This is a genomic window from Roseburia sp. AM51-8 (genome assembly GCF_003478275.1).
Taxonomy (GTDB): Bacteria; Bacillota; Clostridia; order Lachnospirales; family Lachnospiraceae; genus Pararoseburia; species Pararoseburia lenta.
This window is the reverse complement of sequence record NZ_QUEY01000003.1, coordinates 303,124-325,908: the sequence shown is the minus strand read 5'-3', so window position 1 is coordinate 325,908 and position 22,785 is coordinate 303,124. Positions and strand designations below refer to the sequence as shown.

At 46.0% G+C, this 22,785-nt stretch carries 22 protein-coding genes; 21 read left to right on the top strand and 1 reads right to left on the bottom strand.

Annotation, left to right across the window (positions count from 1 at the left end; all coding sequences use genetic code 11):
* Window positions 1–4: 4 nt before the first annotated feature.
* On the bottom strand, window positions 5–1,135 hold the full coding sequence (locus DW996_RS08325; RefSeq protein WP_279220156.1) for an ABC transporter substrate-binding protein: 1,131 nt from the start codon (window positions 1,133–1,135) through the stop codon (window positions 5–7).
* Between the two features lie 258 nt (window positions 1,136–1,393).
* On the opposite strand from DW996_RS08325, the gene DW996_RS08320 reads away from it, so the two are divergent.
* From DW996_RS08320 to DW996_RS13005, 21 genes are all read left to right on the top strand, one after another.
* A complete protein-coding gene (locus DW996_RS08320) occupies window positions 1,394–2,149 on the top strand; it encodes a ComF family protein (RefSeq protein WP_118281541.1) in 756 nt (251 codons plus the stop codon).
* 16 nt (window positions 2,150–2,165) lie between these two features.
* The gene (locus tag DW996_RS08315; protein WP_199642635.1) at window positions 2,166–2,579 is read left to right on the top strand and encodes a flagellar protein; all 414 of its coding nucleotides are present in this window, start codon (window positions 2,166–2,168) and stop codon (window positions 2,577–2,579) included.
* A gap of 171 nt (window positions 2,580–2,750) precedes the next feature.
* Window positions 2,751–3,170 carry a hypothetical protein gene (locus DW996_RS08310; RefSeq protein ID WP_118281543.1) on the top strand — a complete coding sequence of 140 codons (420 nt, stop codon included), beginning with the start codon at window positions 2,751–2,753 and terminating at the stop codon, window positions 3,168–3,170.
* A gap of 1 nt (window position 3,171) precedes the next feature.
* Window positions 3,172–4,146, top strand: coding sequence for a hypothetical protein (locus DW996_RS08305; RefSeq protein ID WP_118281544.1), 975 nt, complete (start codon window positions 3,172–3,174; stop codon window positions 4,144–4,146).
* A gap of 17 nt (window positions 4,147–4,163) precedes the next feature.
* Window positions 4,164–5,060 carry a diadenylate cyclase CdaA gene (gene cdaA / locus DW996_RS08300; RefSeq protein WP_118535411.1) on the top strand — a complete coding sequence of 299 codons (897 nt, stop codon included), beginning with the start codon at window positions 4,164–4,166 and terminating at the stop codon, window positions 5,058–5,060.
* A complete protein-coding gene (locus DW996_RS08295; protein ID WP_118281546.1) occupies window positions 5,038–6,285 on the top strand; it encodes a CdaR family protein in 1,248 nt (415 codons plus the stop codon). The genes cdaA and DW996_RS08295 overlap by 23 nt, the downstream gene beginning before the upstream one ends.
* Before the next feature lie 13 nt (window positions 6,286–6,298).
* Window positions 6,299–7,648, top strand: coding sequence for a phosphoglucosamine mutase (gene glmM / locus DW996_RS08290; RefSeq protein ID WP_118535410.1), 1,350 nt, complete (start codon window positions 6,299–6,301; stop codon window positions 7,646–7,648).
* A gap of 9 nt (window positions 7,649–7,657) precedes the next feature.
* The gene (locus DW996_RS08285) at window positions 7,658–7,924 is read left to right on the top strand and encodes an HPr family phosphocarrier protein (protein WP_118281548.1); all 267 of its coding nucleotides are present in this window, start codon (window positions 7,658–7,660) and stop codon (window positions 7,922–7,924) included.
* Between the two features lie 52 nt (window positions 7,925–7,976).
* A complete protein-coding gene (leuA, locus tag DW996_RS08280; protein WP_118281549.1) occupies window positions 7,977–9,659 on the top strand; it encodes a 2-isopropylmalate synthase in 1,683 nt (560 codons plus the stop codon).
* Window positions 9,660–9,677: 18 nt separating this feature from the next.
* Window positions 9,678–10,562 (top strand): dTDP-4-dehydrorhamnose reductase, encoded by an 885-nt coding sequence (rfbD, locus tag DW996_RS08275; RefSeq protein WP_118281550.1) that lies wholly within the window; start codon window positions 9,678–9,680, stop codon window positions 10,560–10,562.
* Window positions 10,562–11,398, top strand: a complete 837-nt coding sequence (locus tag DW996_RS08270; protein WP_118281551.1) for a glycosyltransferase family 2 protein — start codon at window positions 10,562–10,564, stop codon at window positions 11,396–11,398. The genes rfbD and DW996_RS08270 overlap by 1 nt, the downstream gene beginning before the upstream one ends.
* 2 nt (window positions 11,399–11,400) lie before the next feature.
* Window positions 11,401–12,093: a glycosyltransferase family 2 protein gene (locus DW996_RS08265; protein ID WP_118281552.1), complete on the top strand. Its 693-nt coding sequence runs from the start codon at window positions 11,401–11,403 to the stop codon at window positions 12,091–12,093.
* An 11-nt stretch (window positions 12,094–12,104) separates the two neighbouring features.
* Complete coding sequence (locus tag DW996_RS08260) at window positions 12,105–12,530, top strand: DUF2304 domain-containing protein (protein WP_118535409.1); 426 nt, start codon at window positions 12,105–12,107, stop codon at window positions 12,528–12,530.
* A 22-nt stretch (window positions 12,531–12,552) separates the two neighbouring features.
* Window positions 12,553–13,638: a dTDP-glucose 4,6-dehydratase gene (gene rfbB, locus DW996_RS08255; protein WP_118535408.1), complete on the top strand. Its 1,086-nt coding sequence runs from the start codon at window positions 12,553–12,555 to the stop codon at window positions 13,636–13,638.
* Entirely contained in the window at window positions 13,631–14,548 is a 918-nt protein-coding gene (locus tag DW996_RS08250; protein ID WP_118535407.1) for a glycosyltransferase, read from the top strand. Before rfbB ends, DW996_RS08250 begins: the two co-directional genes overlap by 8 nt.
* 29 nt (window positions 14,549–14,577) lie before the next feature.
* Window positions 14,578–14,967: a hypothetical protein gene (locus DW996_RS13010; RefSeq protein ID WP_158575288.1), complete on the top strand. Its 390-nt coding sequence runs from the start codon at window positions 14,578–14,580 to the stop codon at window positions 14,965–14,967.
* 29 nt (window positions 14,968–14,996) lie between these two features.
* On the top strand, window positions 14,997–16,379 hold the full coding sequence (locus DW996_RS08245; protein WP_158575286.1) for a DUF2142 domain-containing protein: 1,383 nt from the start codon (window positions 14,997–14,999) through the stop codon (window positions 16,377–16,379).
* Window positions 16,380–16,421: 42 nt separating this feature from the next.
* Complete coding sequence (locus DW996_RS08240) at window positions 16,422–17,372, top strand: glycosyltransferase family 2 protein (RefSeq protein ID WP_118535405.1); 951 nt, start codon at window positions 16,422–16,424, stop codon at window positions 17,370–17,372.
* Entirely contained in the window at window positions 17,360–17,869 is a 510-nt protein-coding gene (locus tag DW996_RS08235) for a hypothetical protein (protein WP_118535404.1), read from the top strand. The genes DW996_RS08240 and DW996_RS08235 overlap by 13 nt, the downstream gene beginning before the upstream one ends.
* Window positions 17,870–17,925: 56 nt before the next feature.
* Entirely contained in the window at window positions 17,926–19,296 is a 1,371-nt protein-coding gene (locus DW996_RS08230) for a glycosyltransferase (RefSeq protein WP_158575283.1), read from the top strand.
* 191 nt (window positions 19,297–19,487) lie between these two features.
* On the top strand, window positions 19,488–22,733 hold the full coding sequence (locus DW996_RS13005) for a hypothetical protein (protein WP_158575281.1): 3,246 nt from the start codon (window positions 19,488–19,490) through the stop codon (window positions 22,731–22,733).
* Window positions 22,734–22,785: the final 52 nt, after the last annotated feature.

The window sequence follows — 22,785 nt, the reverse complement described above, 5'->3', positions numbered from 1 at the left end:
TCTTTTATTCTGCTGTATCATCACTACTGATTCTTGTAGTGGTGGATCCAATTTCGTAATTTGCAAAATAATCATTGATCTCGTGGAAAGATTTTGGAAATGTCATTCCAAGACTTTCGGCACGAGATGCGTTGTAGAGTTTGACGTTCTCGGCAGGAGAATTGGTGATCTTGATATCACCCGGATCTGCCCCGTCGACTAAAATGCGGTAGACCATCTTGCCTGCGGCATAGCCCATAGCATAAGGGTCTTTATACATAGATACCAGCGTCTCTTGTCCGAGTGAGGCATCACCACCGACGGTTCTGGTACCGGATGCCGTGGCGATATCAACGATCGTCTGGACTTCGCTGGTCAACTGGCTTTCGGCAGGAAGGAAGAGAACGCTGCACTCGTTGCAGGCGTATTGTACTATGTCTTCTAAGGAAGCATCCGCTGCAAGCGGTTCTGCGTTGGCTATGGATAAGTCCGGCGTCCAGGTAGCAGAAGTGCTGGCAACGTGAGCACTGCTTGGAGAAAAGATACCACTCAAAAGATCATTCCCTGCGAAGGAAACTACGTCATTATTGCTGCCTTCTGTGACAGAAGAAGCGATCTGCTTGGTTGGAGCAATGGCGGTCGCATCGGTCAGTTCATCACTGATGCTGCTGTCGATATCATCCGAAGGAAGTGCGTATTCTTTCCAAGGGATACCTGCCTGATCCAGATATTTTTCTAAAAGAACATTCTGGTAAATGCCGTCCGTATCTTCCGGGTTATACAAAAGCCCGACAGACTGCAGATCCGGTGTTGCCTCGATCAGGAGTGATAATTGCTCCTCCAGATTTGGCTTGGATGAAATACCGGTCACATTGGTACCTGTTTTTTTGTTCCAGGAGGAATCAGAGGCGGTGGCTAAGTGAAGGACACTCTGGTAGTCCATAACAGCAGCGCCGACGATCGGAATGTCCTCGGTTGCCGTGGCAGCGGAAGACAGGCTCTTTTTGCCATTGGCAAAGATCAGATCTGTGCCGCCGGTGACATAATCTGCGCAGATGCTGTCCGTGCCGATCGTATCGTTGGCGACCATGGTCGTGACATTGACATGAGCAGATCCGAAAAGATCTGTCAGGGCATCGTTAAAGCCCTGTGAGATATTGTTGTAATAGTCGCTGTCTTCATCCTGACAGAGACTGATATTATATACTGTGTCATCTTCTTCCGGCAGGGGGGTATAGCCGGAGGACTTGTCCTTGCCGCAAGCCGGAAGTGATACTACCAGAATGGCGGCGAGCCGGTGCAGGCAAAACGTTTTATATTTAGCATAGTTAGAAAAACCTCCATATGAAACTGTTATACAGCATTTTTAAATAACTCTGAAATTACATTTTAAAGAGAGGGGAGAAAAAAGTCAATGAGGGGTCATAGAAAATACACACTGCCAGGCAAATTGCTGGAGGGGATCCGACAGGAAATCTTCCCGGAACGCTGTCCGGGATGCAATGAGATCCTGTTTGCCAAGGAGAAAGAAAAGGGATTTTGCCAGGCATGTGCCGGGAAAATCATTTATATAGGAGACGGGGGCTGCGTCAAATGCGGGAAAGCCCTGACAGATCTTACGCAGGATCTGTGCGGGGATTGCGGGAAAAAAGCGCATGCATTTGTGCAGAACAGGGCGGTCTATGCCTATGACGGTCCTATGAAAGAGGCTATGTATCGCTTTAAATATAGTAATTGCCGTGCATATCGGCGTATTTTTGCAAAGGATGCCTGGCGTATCTACGGTGACTGGCTCAGAAATTTGGAGGTGGATGCGGTCGTTCCGGTGCCTATGTATGCGGGAAAAGAGCGGCGGCGCGGCTACAATCAGGCAGAGGTTTTTGCAGGGGAGATCGCAACTCTGATGGATTGCAGGATGGAAAGGTCACTGGCTGTGCGGACCAAGAATACGGCACCCCTTAAGAACCTGAATGATCAGAGAAGAAAAAAGAATTTGGAAAATGCTTTTAAAATCAGAAAAAATGGTGTAAAATTAAACAAAATTCTGTTAATTGATGATATCTATACGACAGGGAGCACATTGGATGGCGTGACCGAGGCTCTTTTGGCATCGGGCGTGCGTCAGGTCTATTGCCTGACGGTCTGCGCCGGCAGGGAAAAACATGTGTGACCGGGAGGAGGAAAATATGGACGTACGAAATTGCAGACAATGTGGCAGATTATTTAACTATCTGGGAGGACCGCCAATTTGTCAGGCATGCAGAGAGGCTGTAGAGGAGAAGTTCCAGCAGGTCAAGGAATATGTGCGCAATAATCCGGGTTCCAACATCCAGATGGTAGCCGAGGATAATGATGTCACGGTACAGCAGATCCGTCAGTGGATCCGTGAAGAACGCCTGGAGTTTTCAGCAGACTCACAGGTGGGAATCGAATGTGAGGGCTGTGGTGCTTCTATTCGTACTGGACGTTTTTGTGAGGCGTGCAAGAGCCGTATGCGTGGGGATTTTAGCAACGCGATCCAGAAACCGGAGCCAAAAGAAGATCTATCCAAGAACAAGGCTCTGCGTGATGCAGACAAGATGCGTTTCTTAAAAAAATAAATATGAGCAGGATCATACCCCTTTTCACTCGGTTGGATAAGGGGTATTTTTGTGTTTTTCTTGTGTATTCCCCCTGCGAGGTTGCGCCGAGATTTGATTATGTTATAATGTGATGTAGTGGTGAGTAGTGTTTGTATGCGCACGAGCAAGGAAAATGCAGGAGGAAGCCAGATGCTAAGCGAACAGCGTGTCATGCATATGACAAAGATGGCGATGATCGAAGACAAACAAGGCCGCAAACTTGGTCCGGCAATACATTATCGCAAACGTGATTATCTTTCTCTTTGTACCTTGGGCGGTGTCTTTCTGGGTACTTTGATCTATGCGGCACTTTATGCAGGTCTTATTGTCCTGCTGGCCAGCACTTTGGTAGTCAATATCCATCTGGTCGGATTGATACTTGGCATTTTATTGGGATTGGTTCTCTATATATTATATATGTACTATTATCTTCGTATGGTGCGCAGACACGCAGCCAAGCGATATGACGAGGGTGTGACGCTTTTGCGCCACTTGCGCAAGGACTATCGGGAACTGCGCGAGATGTATCAGGAAGAGGACCTGTCGAAAATACCTGAGGGATGGGACTAATATGACATTTTTAATACAGATACGAACGAAGATCAGGCATTTTATCATAACAAGAGAAGAATGGGTGGTACGCTTGCTCCGCTTTGCGATCGTGCTGGCTGTGCTCTTGGTCATGAATCGGTGCTTTGGTTATCAAAAGATATTGAATCATTGGTGGGTCTCTGTGGTGATCGCGGGTATCAGTATGCTGCTTCCGCTGGCAGGGTCTACTTTTATTGTGATTTTTGTGGGACTCATGCATCTGATGACCTTGTCGACAGATGCAGCGGTCATAGCCTTGGTTCTGCTGGCGATCAGTTATGCGGTATCTGCATATTTTCGGTCAGATGATACTTATAATATGATGGTCATACCGGCTTGCCGTTATCTCAATATCCCCTTTGTCGTACCCATGGAAGCGGGTCTGATGCGCAGCATACATGAACTGCCTACGATCATATGCGGAAGTGTATTATCATACTATCTGAAGACGGTCGTGGAAAATGCCTCATCTTTTCTGGATCCCAATACGGATCTGAGCGCGGCAGAGTTATTACAGGGACAGATCCTAAACAACAGCATGTTTTACATCTATTTGGTGGCGATGACGGCAATGTTTCTGGTGGTCTACACCGTGCGGACTAAGGGCATAGAGCATGCATGGCTGGTGGGCGTACTTTCCGGTGTAGTCGTTGAATTTGTGCTGATGCTGGCAGGCATCCTCTTTACCGGAGAAAAGGAAAACATTCCGCTTCTGGTGATCGGCAATGTTGTGACCCTGATCGTGGGACTTGGCATGGTATTTTTTGCCAGAGGATTTGATTATACACGTACCGAGCATGTACAGTTTGAAGATGATGAATATTATTACTATGTGACGGCAGTGCCAAAGATGCACATACCGGAGCAGGAAAAAGAGATCAAGCGTATTACTTCCGAGACATTACCGCTCCCGGTGGATGATCTGGAAGAAACAGAAGAGACGCAGGACAATTAAGAAAGGGGTGAGATGATATGGACAACATCATAAATAGTCTGGATGCATTCTTTGGAGATTATTTTGGAATCAATTTTCCGAATGTGCAGATCACGGATATCGTGGAAATTATCATCATTGCTTTTTTCATTTATCAACTTTTGATCTGGGTGCAGAACACAAGGACTTGGATGCTCTTTCGAGGTCTGCTGGTTGTTGTAGCATTCTTTATTTTGGCAGCCCTGTTCCAGATGAGTACGATCCTCTGGCTGGGCGAAAAACTCCTGAATGTGGCACTGATCATGGTGATCGTTGTGTTCCAGCCGGAACTCCGTAAGGCTCTGGAAGACCTGGGGCGACGACGGCTGTTTACTTTCCTTGCCAATCTGGGTGTTGGCAAGAGTATTTCCAAGCGTTTTGAGGATAAGACCATCAATGACACGGTCATGGCATGCTTTGAGATGGGAGCCGTCAAGACGGGAGCCTTGATCGTGGTAGAAAACCAGATGCGTCTGGATGAGGTGGAAAGAACCGGTATCACACTGGATGCCGTTCTGACCAGGCAGCTTCTGATCAATATCTTCGAGAAAAATACACCCCTGCATGACGGCGCGATCATTGTACGAGGCGATCGTATCGTGGCTGCGACCTGTTATCTGCCGTTGTCCGAGAATATGAATTTAAGCAAGGCACTCGGTACAAGGCATCGTGCGGCGCTGGGCATCAGCGAGGTCTGTGATGCGCTGACGATCGTGGTTTCCGAGGAGACTGGCAGGGTATCCATAGCGCAGAACGGACATCTGACGGAGAAAGTGACTGACGATCAGTTAAAAGAAAAATTGATCGAGTTGCAGAATCCGGTAAAAGATGTAGACGAGAATAACAAACCGCGTTTGGGAAGGAGGGTAAAAGATGAAGCAGAGCATAACTCCTAAGATCAAACGAATGTTTTTAAATAACTGGGGACTGAAACTGTTAGCACTTTTCTTTTCCATCCTATTGTGGCTGATCGTTGTCAATGTGGACGATCCGACCCAGACCAAGACTTTTACGACGAGTGTAAATGTGGTCAATGCGGATGTTCTGACCGATGCCGGACGCTACTATGAGATCCCGGAGGGTGGCAATACCGTCAGTTTCCGTGTGACGGCAAAACGTTCTGTGATGGAACGGTTGTCGGGATCTGATTTTACGGCAACGGCTGACATGAACTATTTAGAGGATGATTCCCGTGTTCCTGTGACGATCACGGTCAACAATAACAACAGCAGTATTACGGTCTCAGCCAAGAGACTGTATCTGCAAGTCATCATCGGTAATAAAATGACGACTAAGCATGATGTGGAAGTCGAGACCAACGGCAATCCGGCGGAGGGCTGCGTGATCGACAAGACGGAAGTGGATCCATCCAGCGTGACCGTATCGGGACCGGAAGATGTGGTCAGCACCATTGCGAAAGTGGTTGCATATGTTGATGTTGACGGTGTCAATGAAGATTTTGATACGGATGCATCCTTGCATTTTCTGGATAAAAACGGTAATGAGATCGATCAGAGCCGACTGAATGTAAACCATGAGACGGTTAAGGTCAGTCTTACGATCTCCCATATCAAGACAGTAGCGGTACAGGTGCAGACGACAGGAAGTCTGCCACAGGGATTGTATCTGGAGTCTGTCAGTGTGGATCCGGACACAATCGAGATCACCGGAGAGGCAGATGTGCTTAATGAGATCACGGAGATCACGATCAGTGGCAGTGCACTGGATCTGTCCAAACTCACATCGAGTCTGACGACTACCGTGGATCTGAATACTTATCTGCCGAGCGGAGCCAAGGTCGCAGACAGTAATGCTGCGCAGGCGACGGTCAAGGTCAACGTATCCGGGGATGAGACAAAGACTTATCGTGTGCCGACTGCCAATCTGACGATCAAAAATCTGGAAGATGGCAGCAAGGCAGTATTTGATGCTACAACAGTAGAAGTAAAGATTACCGGAAAGGCATCGGATCTGGCAGACCTTGTCGCAGAGAATATCACAGGGTCGGTGGATGTCAGTGGTCTGGGAGCCGGTAAGCATACGGTGTCTGTCACGTTGGATCTGGACAGCGGGATTTCAGCGACGGCAGCAACGACGAATATAACAATCACAACGGAGTAAGAAGGAGTTAAACATGGGAAGATTATTTGGAACCGATGGCGTAAGAGGAGTTGCCGGTTCAGAACTTACGATCGGACTGGCTACGAAACTGGGGCAGGCGGGAGCATATGTCCTTACCAAGGAGCAGGCACACAAGCCAACGATCATCGTAGGCTGTGATACGAGAATATCCGGTGGTATGCTGGCAAGTGCTCTGATGGCAGGCATCTGTTCTGTCGGTGCAGATGCGATTTTCGCCGGTGTTATGCCGACACCTGCGATCGCGTATCTGACAAGAAAACACAAGGTGGATGCAGGTGTTGTTATCTCTGCGTCTCATAATCCAATGGAATTTAACGGTATCAAATTTTTCAATGGCGAGGGCTATAAGTTGTCCGACGCTCTGGAGGATGAGATCGAGGCTCTGATCGCCAACGATATGAAGGATATCAATCTGCCGACCGGATCCGGTATTGGCAAGATCGAATACCGCTTCGATATGATTCGCGAGTATGTGGACTTTATGAAAAAGACAGTTCCGGTCGATCTTTCCGGCATGAAGATCGTGATCGACTGTGCAGAGGGCGCGTCTTATAAGACCTCCGTGGAGACCCTGCGTGAACTGGGAGCGGATCTGGTAGCCATCCATACAAACCCGGATGGAACCAACATCAATTCCAATTGCGGATCGACCCATATGGAAGAATTGCAGGCGAGAGTTGTCTATGAAAAGGCAGCTCTGGGTCTGGCTTTTGACGGGGACGCAGATCGTATGCTTGCCGTAGATGAAAATGGCAAGATGGTAGATGGCGATGAGATTATGGCGATCTGTGCCAACTATATGAAGGAAAAAGGAAGTTTAAAACAGGATACGGTCGTTGTTACGGTCATGTCAAATCTGGGATTTACCCTGATGGGGCAGGAGAAGAATCTTCACATCGAAAAGACAAAAGTAGGCGATCGCTATGTTTTGGAAAATATGCTTGCAAACGGTTATAATTTAGGTGGCGAGCAATCCGGTCATGTGATTTTTCTGGATGACAATACAACAGGTGACGGGCTCTTGAGTGCACTTCATCTGTTGCAGGTCATGGTGGATACCGGCAAGCCATTATCGGAACTTGCCAAGGTGATGGAAGTCCTACCACAGGCACTGGTGAACGCCAAGGTGCCTAACCATAAGAAAGAAAGTTTTATGGAGTATCCGGAGATTGCCAGTGCCGTGAAAGAACTGGAGGATAAGTTTGCCAGAGAGGGACGCGTCTTGATCCGTCCATCCGGAACCGAACCGCTTGTCCGCGTTATGATCGAGGGCAAGGATCAAAAGCAGATTGAAGAAGAAGCCAAGAAATTAGCAGAACTGATCATGAATACAATGTTATAGGAGGTTGTCATGGTTACGCAGAAGGTACAGATTATCAATCCCACAGGCCTTCATTTAAGACCAGCGGGAATCTTTTGCCAGGAGGCAATGAAATACACATCCAGTATCACATTTCATTATGGAGCAAGTGGCACCGCCAACGCTAAGAGTGTCTTGAGCGTGCTTGGCGCCTGCATCAAATCCGGTGATGAGATCGAGATCGTCTGTGAGGGCGAAGATGAAGAAGAAGCCCTGAAGGCATTGGTGGCATTGGTAGAAAACGGATTTGGAGAATAAGGGTAAAAAGGCTGATTTCTTGCCGCAAGTATAAGAAAGAAGGAATTTAGAAATGTTAAATTATAAGAGATATAAGAGAAACCCGGTTTTAAATTTCCCGGAGCGTACCTGGCCGGATAAGCAGATTGAAAAGGCACCGATCTGGTGTAGCGTTGATCTGCGTGACGGTAACCAGGCGCTGATCGAGCCGATGAATGTAGATGAAAAGATGGAAATGTTCGATCTTTTGCTTCGTTTAGGTTTTAAGGAGATCGAGATCGGTTTCCCGGCTGCATCACAGATCGAATATGATTTCTTACGCAAGTTAGTAGCAGAGAATAAGATCCCGGATGATGTCAAAGTACAGGTGCTGACCCAGTGCCGTCAGGAACTGGTGGACCGAACCTTTGAAGCTATCCAGGGAATCAAGAATGTTGTGGTTCATATCTACAACTCCACATCTACTCTGCAAAGAGATGTGGTATTCAACAAGAGTCAGGATGAGATCATTGACATTGCCATCGCAGGAACACGTATGGTCAAAGAGCATCTGGCAGATTTTGACGGTAATGTGCAACTGGAATACTCACCTGAGAGTTTTACCGGTACAGAGGTAGATTTTGCCCTTCGCATCTGTACGGCTGTGCAGAAAGAATGGGATCATGCGACGGATGCACCGATCATCTTTAACCTGCCTGCAACAGTGGAAATGAATACACCGAACGTATATGCCGATCAGATCGAATGGATGAGTACCCATTTTGAGGATCGTGATAATATCATCTTAAGTGTGCATCCGCACAACGACCGTGGTACCGGTGTTGCCATCACGGAATTAGCACTGCTTGCCGGTGCAGACCGTGTTGAGGGTACTTTGCTCGGCAATGGCGAGCGTACCGGTAATGTGGATATTCTGACGGTTGCTTACAATATGTTCTCCCAGGGTATCAATCCGGAATTGGAGATCGAGGATGTCAAGGAGATCGTTGAGATCTATGAGAGATGCTGCAAGATGCATGTAGATATGCGTCATCCTTATGCCGGCAAACTGGTATTTACCGCTTTTTCCGGATCCCATCAGGATGCCATCAATAAGGGCGTACATGCGATGCAGGAGCGCGGAAATGAATATTGGGAAGTCCCGTATCTTCCGATCGATCCGGCAGACATTGGCAGAAAATATGAGCCGGTGGTCCGTATCAACAGCCAGTCCGGCAAGGGCGGCGTTGCCTTTGTGATGGATACCGTCTATGGCTACAAACTGCCAAAGAAGATGCAGAGAGAATTTGCAGATGTCATCCAGTATATTTCCGAGCAGGAAGGCGGCGAGGTTGAGCCGCAGAAGATGATGGAAGCCTTCAAAAAAGAATACTTTGAGAACAAGATGCCGTTTGAACTCGTCTTTGTGGATATCGATGACAATATGGCAAATGATGAGACACATGTATCTCTCGATTTTAAGTACAATGGCAAGGCAATCCATTCCGAGGCAGATGGTAACGGACCGATCGATGCGGTAAAACTTGCAGTCAAGCAGTGTGTACCGCAGGTTGATTTCTCTGTGCTGGATTATAGCGAACATTCTCTGGGCAAGGGCTCAGGTGCAAAGGCAGCAGCCTACATTGAGATGCGTGACAACCGCAGCGGAAATATCACCTTTGGCGTGGGCGTTAGTTCAAACATTACGAGAGCATCCATTCGCGGTATGTTCTCTGCCATGAACCGGCTTGCAAAAAAGGCAAATGATTATGTATAGACAGAAAGGGTAGATGATATGAAAAAGGTACTTGTGACGGGCTGTAACGGACAGCTTGGACGAGCAATTCAAAAGGAATATGCAGGTCAGGTGGAATTTATCCTGACAGACGTAGCAGAGGGAGAGAATATCACTTCTTTGGATATTACAGATATTGATGCAGTCATGACCTTGGCTTTGGATAAAAAGCCGGATGTCATCATCAACTGCGCAGCTCTGACCAATGTAGACGGCTGTGAAAAAATGTGGGATCTTGCTTACAAGATTAATGCGATCGGACCGCGTAATCTTGCGATCGCTGCAACGACAGTAGGGGCAAAACTGGTACATGTTTCTACCGACTATGTCTTTGCCGGAACAGAGCGTGCGCCACGTACAGAGTTTGATGAGCCGAATCCGATCAGTGCCTATGGCAAGACCAAGTTAGAGGGCGAGCATTTTGTACGTCAGTTTGCAGAGAAGTTCTTTATTCTTCGTACCGCATGGCTGTATGGCGATGGCAAGAATTTTGTTAAGACTATGGTACGTGCATCTAAGACACATGACGAGGTGTCTGTGGTATGCGATCAGTTTGGTTCTCCGACTTCAGCAGTAGAACTTGCCAAGATGATCCATTTCCTGGAAGGAACAGACAACTATGGTATCTTCCATGCGACCTGTGAAGGTGAGACAAACTGGGCAGATTTCACCGAGGCATTCTATAAGAAACTGGGAATCAAGACTAAGGTCAATCACATTACCAGTCAGGAGTATGCCAATATGAACCCGGATGCAGCAAAACGTCCGGCATATTCAAATCTGGATAACTACATGCTGCGTCTGACAACAGATCAGTTTGCCATGGCAAATTGGGAAGATGCATTAGATGTCTATTTAAAAGATTTTGACATGGAGAATTGCTAATGGAATCGCCACTCGTCAGTGTTTGTATCCCGGCATATAACAATGCGGATACGATCCTGGAAACCATACAATCCGTTCTGACACAGACTTATCAGAATCTCGAATTGATCGTTGTGGATGATCGGTCAACGGACGATACCTATCAGGTGGTGAAGACTTTTGCAAAGCAGGCAGGGGACGATCGCCTGCATCTTTATCAGAATGAAAAAAATCTTGGTATGGCAGGCAACTGGAACCATTGCATGGAACTTTGCAAGGGGGACTTTATCAAACTCTTATGCGCGGATGATCTGATCCATGAAACTCTGCTGGCAAGAGAAGTGGAGATCATGGAGAGGTATCCGGAGGCAAATCTGGTGCAGACGGATACGCGCTTTGTGGACATGCATGGCAAGACCACCGGCTATTATAAGCGCTATCACGCAAGTGGTCTTGTGGAGGGCAGGAAAGCCTGTCGCTTCTCCGCTTTTACCAGAGATTATCTGGGGGCGCCGCTTGCCAATCTGATCCGTAGAAGCGCCTATGAGGCATGGGGCGGCTTTGATCCCTCCTTTGTCTATATCATTGATTATGATTTCTTTATGCGCATTTGCTGTAAGGGAAAGATCTATATATTACATGAGCCGCTCAATTCCTTCCGTATCCGAAACGATTCGAATACCAGTCAGGTTATGAATGGCGACAAAAAAGATGTCTATCTGGAAGAACATAAAAGATTGGTAGAGCGATATGCCAAGGAACTACACCTGTCTAGATGGCAGGTGAATCTGAGTGTTATGATACGCCGGCTGATGAGTTTTCTCGGAGGCATTTATCTAAAGATTTTTGTGAGGTAACAATGAAGAAACGACTGGTGATCATACCGGCATTTAATGAGGTCGGTTCGATCGAGAGGACAGTAGAAGATATCAAAAAAAATGCGCCGAGTTTTGATTATGTCATCATCAACGATCATTCCATGGATGGTACCAAGGAACTATGCGATCGGCTGGGCTATAATATGGTAACTCTCAGTATCAATTCCGGTATTGGTGCCGCCGTACAGACAGGATACTTGTACGGACACCGGTTTGGCTATGATTATGCGATCCAGATTGATGGAGATGGGCAGCACGATGCCAAGTTCCTGGAAAAGATGGCAGATGTCATGGAGGCTGAGGAGATCAATATGCTGATCGGTTCCCGTTTTATTGAGGGAGAAGGTTTCCAGTCGACAGGACTTCGTCGCGTAGGCATCCATTTTTTTACATGGCTGATCCGCCTTTTGACGGGGAAGACCATTACAGATCCGACCAGCGGTATGCGCATGGTGGATAAGGAAGTCATGCATATGTTTGCCAACGATTATCCTAAGGACTATCCGGAGCCGGAGACTGCTGTGACTGTGTTGAAGCGAGGCTTTGTGGTAAAGGAGATCCCGGTCGAGATGAAGGCTAGAGAGTCCGGCAAGTCATCCATATCCTTTAAAAAGTCGATTTACTATATGATTAAGGTGCCATTGGCGTGTATTATGGCTGCCATAGGTGATTAAGAGGAGGCTATATGAGTCTGAGATTACAAGTGGTCATTGCTATTGGTGCGCTGATCGCTATTTTATATATTGGAAATCTGGTTCGCATCCGGCGGCTGGAATTAAAGTACGCTCTGATCTGGTTTTTTGTCGGTCTTTTGCTTTTGATCTTTGATCTGTTTCCGGGACTTTTGACGATCATGTCGCAGACACTGGGGATCACACTTCCAATCAACATGCTGACATTTTTGGGACTTTTGTTTGTACTGATGATCATTTTCAGTCAGACAATCGTCATTTCCAATCTGACCAGAAAGTGTAAACGCTTGACACAAGAGGTAGGCTTGTTGTATAAGAAAGTAGAGGTTTTGGAAGAAACGGCACACGAAGAAAGGGCAGTTTCAGACAGAGAGTGCAAAAAGCCGGGGAAAACGCAAAATCCGGTTGAGATAAAATAAGGTTCGTAAAAAGGAGAAGATTATGAGAACATACTTAGTAACAGGTGGAGCAGGATTTATTGGAAGCAATTATATTCATTATATGTTCCGCAAATATGACAATGAGATCCGTATTATCAACGTGGACAAGTTGACCTACGCAGGAAATCTGGAAAATTTAAAAGATATTGAGGACAGGGACAATTACACCTTCGTCAAGGCTGATATCTGCGATAAGGAAGCGATCAGCAAGATCTTTGCAGAAAATGATATTGACCGTGTGGTTCATTTCGCAGCCGAGTCTCACGTAGACCGTTCCATCAAGAATCCAGAGGTTTTTGTACAGACGAATGTCCTTGGTACAGCCGTTATGTTAAATTGTGCTAAGGCTGCTTGGGAGTTGCCGGATGGCACTTTCAAGGAAGGTAAGAAATTCTTACATGTGTCTACAGATGAAGTATATGGCTCTTTGGATGATGATCCAAACGCATATTTCTACGAGACAACACCATACGACCCACATAGCCCATACTCAGCAAGTAAGGCATCTTCTGATATGCTTGTAAAGGCTTATATGGATACCTACAAGTTCCCTGCAAATATTACAAACTGCTCCAACAACTATGGTCCTTATCAGTTCCCGGAGAAGTTGATTCCGCTTATCATCAACAATGCATTACAGGGCAAGAAGTTGCCGGTATATGGGGATGGCAAAAATGTACGTGACTGGTTGTATGTAGATGATCATGCAAAGGGGATCGATATGGTCCAGGAAAAAGGTAAACTTTTCGAGACTTACAATATCGGTGGCCACAATGAAAAGCAGAACATTGAGATCATCAATATCATTATCGAGACGTTGCAGGAAATGCTTCCGGCAGATGATCCGAGACGTGCCAATGTCAGCACAGACCTGATCACATATGTGGAAGATCGTAAGGGACATGACAGAAGATATGCCATTGCTCCTGACAAGATCAAGAAGGAAGTAGGCTGGGAACCGGAGACTATGTTTAAGGATGGCATAAAAAAGACGATCGCCTGGTTCTTTGAGCATGAAGATTGGATGAAGAACGTTACTTCCGGTGATTATCAGAAGTATTATCAGGAAATGTATAAGAATGAATAATGCAGTCGTTATTGTAACTTATAATCGCGTAGAATTATTAAAGGAATGTCTTGCCTGCGTATGTGGGCAAACCATTCCTTTTTCGCGTGTTATTGTGGTGGATAATCACAGTACGGATGGAACAGCAGAATTCCTTGCTGCCCGGGAGGATCTGGACGTGATATGGGAGCCGGAGAATCTTGGTGGCGCAGGTGGATTTTATGATGGTCTGCAGCGTGCAAGTCAGGTGGAATATGACTGGGTGCTGATCATTGATGATGATGCAATGATCGCACCGGACTACATGGAAAAACTTCTGGACTATGCAAATGCGCATACAGGTATTTATGGTCTTGCGGGAAAGGTTGTGACCGAGGGACATATTGATGTCAGCCATAGAAGGCGAATTATCAATCGCTTGCTTTATGTGGAGAGCAATGTTGCTAGCGAGGAATATCAAAAGGAGAGTTTCTCCTGCGATGCTGCGACTTTTTGCGGACTTTTGCTACAGGGACAGAAGATGCGGGAGATTGGTCTGCCCCAAAAGGGATATTTTCTTTGGTACGATGATATTGAATATTGCCTGCGCTTGCAGGAGTGCGGTGGTGTGACGGTGGTGCCGGCAGCGGTGCTTCATCATAAAACAGTGCTTTCCAAGGAGGGCATGGTGACCAAAGGGGTCTTACATCGGATCGGCTGGCGGCAGTATTATGGTTATCGCAATCGTTATGATACGGCAAAACGGCATTTGGGAAGCCTGTCTGCCTGGGTGATCTTGTGGCAGTATCGGGTCTTTTGGCTTCTCAGTTTTTTTATGACCTGGAAGAAAGAGACGAGAGAACAGGGCAGGAGCAACCAAAAGATCCTGCATGATGTGATAAAGGATTGCAAAGCGGGAAAACTGGGGAAACATCCGGAGTATCACTATTAGATAAATAAAGTAAGATTGGGAAGAACGTTTTGAAGAAGGAAGTAAAATGGGATCGTACAGCACTGATCGTTGAGGTATGCTGTATTGTCTTAGTGGGGTTATTGGATCTGTCCCTGTGTTGGATGGACGGTATGCTGGCATACCATAAGGTGTTGGTAGTGCTGGTTAATGTTGTGGGGATCATAATCTTTCCATGGCTTTTGCTGCATTTTGCATGGACACGCGATGCCGTGGAAAAAGCTTGGCAGATTTGGAACAAGGCTGGCAGAAGATCAGGAAGGATCATCAAAAGATTATCAAATATGCAGCCTATTATGTTGGTTTGTGGCTTGGGCTGGGAGTTATTGTCCGGATCGCAACGCATGGGACAGTTTTCCCATGGTGGAAATACTATTTTTTTGCAGGGTGTGCCAGTCTGATCCTGACATTCTGGCTCATGCGCAGGCAGATGGCGGAAAAGACGGAAGGGGCATTTGCTGTAACGGCACTGATCCTGGGGCTGACTTTTATCCTGTCGTCGCCAAGGATTGTGGGTGTGTGTTGGGATGACGAAACACATTTTGTACGGACAATCTCTATTGTCAGTATGTTTGATTCTGTAAAGTATGAAGCAGAGAACAAGTTGGTTGAGGATTTTCCGCAGTTGAACCAGCAGATTACGGATAAAACATATTCCTATGAGTCATTGCGGGAATACAGTCAGACATTGGATGGGCTTTATGACAGAGCACATGCAGACAATCAGGAAGTCTTACGTCCCTATGATGAAGCAACGATTGGCTATAAAAGTCTGGGTGGAATTTATTCCATTGCATATATTGTGCCGGCGATCGCGATCATTATTGGAAAAGGCCTGCATCTGAGTTTCGCCCATGTTTTTTTACTAGGGAAAATAAGTATCTTACTGGCATATACAATGATCATTTATTATGCGATCAAGCGCTTGCGTTATGGGAAGATCCTAATGTCTGTGATCGCTCTTTTACCGACTTCCATGGTACTTGCATCATCCTATAGTTATGATTGGTGGGTGATTGCGTTGACATTGGCGGGAACCTCCTACTATATCGGAAATCTGCAAAGACCGGAGGAGACCTTGCAATATCGGGATCTCTTTATGATGGTCGCCTGTTTTGCGCTTGGCATCATGCCCAAGTGGGTTTACTGTGTGATGCTATTGCCACTGTTTTTCTTCCCAAAGGAAAAATTTAAAGATAAGCGGCAGAGAGGGGTATGGTACGCTTTTCTGATCGGCGGTATGGCAATCATATTTTTCCTGTTTGTACTTCCGGTTCTGCATCATGGGCTCGGAATGGGAGACACAAGAGGCGGGGAGGGGATCAATGCCAGCGAACAATTATGGTGGATCTTACAACTTCCGGGCAGTTATCTGCAAAAGTTGATCGGTTTTATGGCAGGTTATCTGGGATTTAATGTAGCACCGCTTTACACAACGAATATGGGATACTTAGGGCAGGGAGATTATGGAATTCTTCTCCTGATCCTTATTGCGGTGATTCTGTATCTGGATCGTGGTGAGGAAAAGCGAAAAGTTACATGGCTTAGGATCAGTCAGTGGGCAACGTTCCTTATCCTGGTGGCGGTGATTGTAACCGTGTTTTATCTTGTTTATACACCGGTAGGAGGACAAGTCTTACAAGGGTGTCAGGGAAGGTATTTATTGCCGGTGTTGTTCCCATTGGCTTACTCTCTGGGAATTGATGGCATAAGCATTAAGTTTGATAAAAACCATATGGTCATGGCTGCCCTGGGTTTGATATCTCTTGTGTTTTTGCTGGATTATTACACGCTATATATTTCATATTTGTAAAAGGGCAGAAAATGGATGGAAAGGTAAGAGTGTGAGAGCAGGATGCAACATGTAACAGCAGTGGTAGTCACATACAATCGGATAGATTTGTTGAAAGAGTGTCTACAGGCTCTTCGAGAGCAGAAAGTAGACCGGGATACACAATTAGATATTTTTCTCGTGGATAATGCCAGTACGGATGGCACAAAAGAGTGGATAGATGGCATGGTATCGGCAGGCGATGCCGAAGACAGGCGGATCTATGCGACCCATCTGGCAGAGAATACGGGTGGAGCCGGTGGATTTTATACCGGTATGAAATGGGCGTATGAACATGGGGCAGATGCGATCTGGATCATGGATGATGATACGATACCGCAGGCAGATGCCTTGCAAAAATTATTGGATGGCATGATGTGCGCTGGAAATGAGGTCGCACCGCAGGACGAGATTGGTTTTGTCTCATCAACGGTCCTTTGGACAGATGGAAGTCCTTGCCAGATGAACCGTCAGCATTATGTGGGACAGGAAGTGACTGTGTCCGGCAAGGGTGCAGAAGAAAGTGCCTTGACCCTGCAGGCGGTGGATAGTGCAACCTTTGTTTCACTTCTCTTTACAAGAGTGGCAGTGGAAAACAAAGGGCTGCCGGTCAAAGAGTATTTCATCTGGGGCGATGATAAGGAATACACGCTTCGGATTTCGGAGACTTATCCATGCTATCATGTCAAAGAAAGCGTGGCTATCCACAAAATGAAGACCAATGCCGGAAGTAATATTGTGATTGATGATATAGAACGTGTGCCAAGATATTTTTATGCATTTCGTAATGATCTGTGCACGGCAAAAAGGCATGGGACAAAAGAAGTCTGTATTTACTTTGCGGCATTTTTCCTAAATATGCTGCGCATCCTGTTTAAGAGTAGGGATGGAAAGAAAATGCGCATTGCTACGATGTGGAAAGGAATGACGGCTGGGATGCGTTTTGCACCGGAGATAGGAGGATGGAAACAGTGATTATTCAAAAATTGATCGGACCAAGCAAGGAAGTATGCAATGAGTGGGGGATGTATTTTAGAAAAGTGGATAAAGAGGGAAATGATATTACGACCTATCCATATGATGATGGGAATGTCATGTTCCATAAACTGATCGATGGCGTGAAAGCATCGGAAGTGGCAGCAGAATCTTTCCCACTTGAGATCAAGCAGGGAGAGATATTATCCCTGGATACGTATTTCAATGCTTTTTCCATTGGAAAATGGAAGAAATACACCAAGTTGTCGAATCTGGCATTGGAGATCGTGACCAGTGGTCCGGTAGAGGTCAGAGCCTATCAGACGGTTGGCATGGTAGAAACAGAGCATATGTGGCATGAGTTCCCGGATGAGGAGACCATGTACAGTTTCTTGCACAACAAAAGACGGGAAATGGACTGCCCACAGGAAGCAGAAGCATTTGTAACGGACCAGGGACAGCAGGCGATCAGGACGATCATTCATTCTCCGAATTAGCCGATGAGGGCATTTACTATATTACGATGGCGCCGTGCGAGGATGCAGTTTCTCTTTTGTCGGGAGCATATACCACAGACGTAGAGAAAGAGGATGTCAATCCGGTGGAACTGGTACTTGGCATCTGCACTTTCCAGAGAGAAGAATTTTTAAAGAAAAATGTGAATCTGGTACTGGATAAGGTCATCAATAATGCCATGTCGCCATTGTGCGATCATGTAGAAATTTATATATCAGATAACGGACAGACGGTGCCGCAGGATACCTTCCAGAGTGACAAGGTGCATCTTTTCCCGAATAAAAATGCCGGTGGAGCAGGCGGTTTTACAAGAACCATGATCGAGTCTCTTTTCCATCGCCAGGACTCGCCATTTACCCATATCATATTGATGGATGACGATATTATTCTTTCTACAGATGTGTTGGAGAGAACCTATCATTTCCTGCAATTCGTTGATGAAGAGCATCATGATATGATGGTTGGCGGTGAAATGTTCATGTTAAATCTTCGCTATAAGCAGTTTGAGGCTGGGGCAAGATGGCGTGGCACGCAGGTGACTTTTTACAATAAGATGTGGGATCTGCGCAGACAGGAATGTGTTGCCACCAATGAATGTGAAAATCCGATCAATTACAGTGGCTGGTGGTACAGTGTTATCCCGACCTCTATTATTACGGAAGATAATCTGCCGATACCTTTGTTTATCCATTATGATGATATGGAATATGGGGTGCGAAATGAGAAAAATGGCACAATTCTTCTGAACGGTATCTGTGTATGGCATCCACAGGGGATCAACAAGGCGGCAACGCGTATGACCTATTACGATATCCGCAATATGCTGATCGGCATGGCAGGGTCCGAAACCTGTGCAACAGCAGGCGATGTGATCCATCATTTATCAAACCGTATTGTCGGTGCCTTGAACCGTTATCGTTATGAAGATGCAGAGATCATCTATGAGGCTATCGATGATTTTTACAAGGGACCGGACTTCTTTAAGACATTGGATCCGCTTGAGAAGCACGCAGCACTGACCAAGTATAATTATAAATACGAGGAATTGTCTGCCTATGATCTGACCGAGGATATGGTAGAAGAAAATGGATTCCACAGCCATTATCTGGCATGGAGTGTCTGGGCGATCATACGCTGGATTCTTCCGAGCACAAGGGCACTCAAGGTCGCCGGACTGCGCGATAGTGGCATTGCTTTTGGTGCTAAGAAGATCTTCCACTATGATGAAGAAAAGCGCAAAGGCTATATGACAGAGAAGAGTTATGCAAGAGGCTGGAAAGATTTTTGTGACTATCTGAAGATGACAAAGAAAATCAGAAAGAACCACGATGTCATGATGCAGCAGTGGGCAGAGGCGAAAAAAGAGATCACGAGCCTTGGATACTGGGAGAAGTATCTGGGGTTGTGACTATAGTGTGTATATATTTCTTTGATTGATGTTATAAAAGCCTGGTTGCATAGGTTAAAGCGAAGAAAAGTGAACATGAATTTGATAAACGAAGGGAGATGTATATGGTAAGACGAAGGAAAAAAATAAGATCGGGTCGTGTAATGTCAGTTTTTCTGCTGTGTGCGATCATGCTATTGGGGGATGCAGGGATGATGACGATTCAGGCAGCACCATCGACAGGCCGGGCAGCGAACCTGGTTGTCATTGTACGTTATCAGGGAGATACTGTGGGAGACGACGATACGGGTTATAATACACCATATACCTCACAGATTTCGGGAGCCCCGACAACTTATTGGGGCTTGTTGCAAAGGCGTTTCAATGGAGAGAATGACACCTTTGCGATCGGATCATTTCGGGAATATCTGTCGAGGCTTTCCGGTGGGGCACATCAGGTGGAGTCACTTTTCCCGCAGACTGTGTCAGGTGAAAGAGTGGAATATATCACGTTGGACAAGACACTGGCGGAATACCAGGGATCAAATGAGATTTCTCTGGTTGCTGAGGTCGCTCAAAAACTGACGGAAAAGTATCCAACTTATGATGGGACACTTCTGGATCGGGACGGTGATGGGGCAATCGACAACCTGATGATTCTGGCATCTGTACCAAAGACAGGGCAGTTTACACCGCACACAACCAATGCCGGAAATAACTATACTTTTGCCGGCAAGACCATAGGTTATTATAATATACTTGAAACTTGTACAACGACACTTTCGTCGGGCACATTTTGGGATTCTTTTGATATTGCAACTGCAGCGCATGAGTATGTGCACACATTTGGTGTGCCGGATTATTACCGTACATCGGGAATGAATGGAACACCGGTTGGAATGTGGGATCTTATGGCAGGATCACTGGGCAGACCATCACTTTTGGCAACGACAAGAGAGAATATAGGCTGGGCAAAGATTGCCCAAAAGACAGCGACAAGCTCAACCTACACATTGTATGATATGGATAGTGCATATGCGAATGGCGGAAAGAGTCAGGCTTATAAGTTTTATACACCATTTTCATCCAGTGAATATTTTGTGGTGGAATACCGTAGACCGGGCAAAAAGTATTCAGCGGACTTGGATCAGAACATGTCAGGAGCCGGGCTTATCGTATATCGTGTGAATCCGGCATATGCTACGGATGGAAATCTGCGTGGTAATGACTATATCTATGTATTTCGACCGGATGATACCGGGGGGAATGCATCCGCGGGCGATATTACAAAGGCTGCGGCAGGGATGCCGACCTACATATCCGGCAGACAGTCTATCGGATCGGAGGATTTGTCAAAAACGATTGTTGATAATGCCATCTGTTACAGTGACGGGCGCAATTCCGGCATGACAATCAGTGTGACTGCGCAGACGGATGACTCAATCACATTCGATGTGACATTTCCAGATTATGCAAATATGAATCTGTGGGAGACGGTGACGAGTCAGGATGGGACGACACCATTGTCCACGATGAATGCCAGTGCTACACAGTTGGCTACAGATGGAAACGCTATTTATGTTTTGGCACAGAATACAAATTCTTCGACTGTTTTACAGTATGATGGAGCGAATTGGACGAATCTAGGCAAGCCTATAGATAATGTGTCATCATCTGTGAGCATAGAGAGTTGCAATGGTAGTTTGTATGCGTTGATTTCTGATTATCGCAATAACTGCAGCGTCTTGAAAAAATATAGCGGGAATGCCTGGAAGGAAATAACGACTATGAATGCATATGCTACTAATCATCCCGTGCTGGGGGTGATCGGAGATAAACTGGCTACGATCGTCGCTAAGGACAATAAAAATCCACAGTTATATCTTTTAGAGAATGATTCCTGGAAGGCTGTGGGACCGCAGCTAAATGTTTCTTATCTGGTAAGTCCGGTATTGTTTTCGTATAATGGATTTCCTGCTCTGGCATATGGTGATTTTACAGAGCGGACAACGAGTGTGATGGTATATAAAAATGATCAATGGACTTCTACGCATAAGAATACCGATGCGTATGCGAAGAAGATCGTGGTCAAAACAACAGGGGATCATGTATATCTTTTGAGTAATGAAAGCACAGGTAGTGCCAAATTAACCACAATGGATATGTCAGGAGGCGTTACAGAAACGGTTATGTCTTCACTGGGCAGTAACCTTCTGGATATCGGTCTGACAGCAGGAAAACACAATCTTTACTATGCCATTGTAACTGCAGATGGGAAAGTAAATGTATATAGTTCTACTGTGGCAGATCCGACCGACACGACAATGCTGGGAAGTACGGTTTATTCTCCGGCGTTTGGAACTGCGCTGGGAAGAATGGATGGAATTCTATACTGTGCATCGACACCACAGAGTGATGGGACGATGGATGTAAGGCGTTATCAGGCTCTGGATGATGAGATACCATCTACACCGGAACCAACGCCTGAGCCAGAGCCAGAGCCGGAACCGACACCGAAGCCAAATCCTGAGCCGACACCAACACCGGTGGAGCGAACCTACAATGCGGTATATAATGGAGTGGATTACAGTAGTGTTTTTGATCCATACTATTATGCGGATCAGTATGCTGACTTGAAACAGGCATATGGTTATGATTGCAGTCAACTGTTACAGCACTTTATCAATTATGGCATGAGTGAAGGACGTCAGGCCAAGGCAAGTTTTAATGCGACCTCATATCGTCTGCAGTACAGTGATCTGCGTCGCGCTTATGGAAATGATCTGAAGCCTTATTATATGCATTATCTTCAGTGGGGAAGAAGCGAAGGGCGTCAGGGAACAGGATGTAATGTGCTGCAAAACGGACTGACAAGGTATGATGGCATCGATTATGCAGCAGTTTATGATTATAATACTTATGTGAGCCGGTATTCGGATGTATTTCGGGCATATGGCTACGATGATCAGGAGGTACTTCTTCATTTCATCCATTATGGAATGAATGAGGGACGCATTGCGAAAGCGTCTTTTGATGTGACCTCATATCGCCTGCAGTATAGCGATCTGCGTCGTGCTTACGGGAACAATCTGAAATCTTATTATTTGCACTATCTGCAGTGGGGAAGACAGGAAGGACGCAAGGGCAGTGGCTGCATACGCCTGCAGGGGGCGATAACAACACTTAATGGTACTGATTACGGAAAGGTTTATGATTATCAATACTATATAGATAAAAACCCGGATGTATTCCGTGCATATGGCTATGATGATCAGGCAGTACTGGCTCATTTTGTAAATTATGGTATGAAAGAAGGTCGTATCGCGAAAGCATCTTTCGTTGTAAATAATTATAAAGCGCGCTACGCGGATTTACGCCAGGCATATGGGAACAATACAGCCATGTATTATAATCACTATATAAACTGGGGATACAAGGAAGGACGCAAAGGAAACTAACTTACAGAGGGCAGAAGTCAAAGGATGACTTCTGCCTTTTCTATATGGGTGA